At 70.3% G+C, this 585-nt stretch carries 1 pseudogene; it reads right to left on the bottom strand.

What is annotated here, in order from left to right:
• Nucleotides 1–29: 29 nt before the first annotated feature.
• A pseudogene (locus MXD61_RS05790) lies at nucleotides 30–585 on the bottom strand (IS5 family transposase); the annotation flags it as partial.

Below are 585 nucleotides of genomic sequence, written 5' to 3'. Positions count from 1 at the left end.
TCGTCCCTAGGCCGTGTATCGGGTTGTGATCAAAGGGTTGGAGCGAGTTCCTTGATCCAGATCATGGATGCGCGGAGGTGGAGCCCGGCGAGGTAGCTGCCGGGGGTCTTGTCGTAGCGGGTCGCGATACCCCGCCAGGCCTTCGTCCTGTTGATCGTGCGTTCGACGGTGTTGCGGTCCTGGTACAGCTCGGCGTCGTGACGCACGGGCCGTCCGCCTCGGCTGCCTTTGCGTTGACGGTTGGCCACCTGGTCGGTCTTCTCCGGGATGACCGCGGTGATCCCTCGGCTGCGAAGGTAGGCCCGGTTCGCGCGACACGAGTAGGCCTTGTCCGCGGCGACCGCGTCGGTCGGGTCCGGGGCCGCCCGCGTGGCCCGCGGACCCGGACCTGGCCGAGCACGACGGTGAACTGAGGGCTGTCCGCCCCCTGCCCCGCGGTCAGCACGAATCCCAGCGGCCGGCAGCGGCGGTCCGCGGCCAGGTGTACCTTGCTGGTCAGCCCGCCCCGGGAACGACCCAGCAGCGCCTGGCCAAGACGGGCCCGATGCCGACACCGCCGACACCGTTCGACCCGGGCGGGATCGT

The organism is Frankia sp. AgPm24 (genome assembly GCF_023243055.1).
Taxonomy (GTDB): Bacteria; Actinomycetota; Actinomycetes; order Frankiales; family Frankiaceae; genus Frankia; species Frankia umida.
Note: the sequence above shows the minus strand (reverse complement) of the source record. Positions and strands in the feature narration are given on the sequence as shown.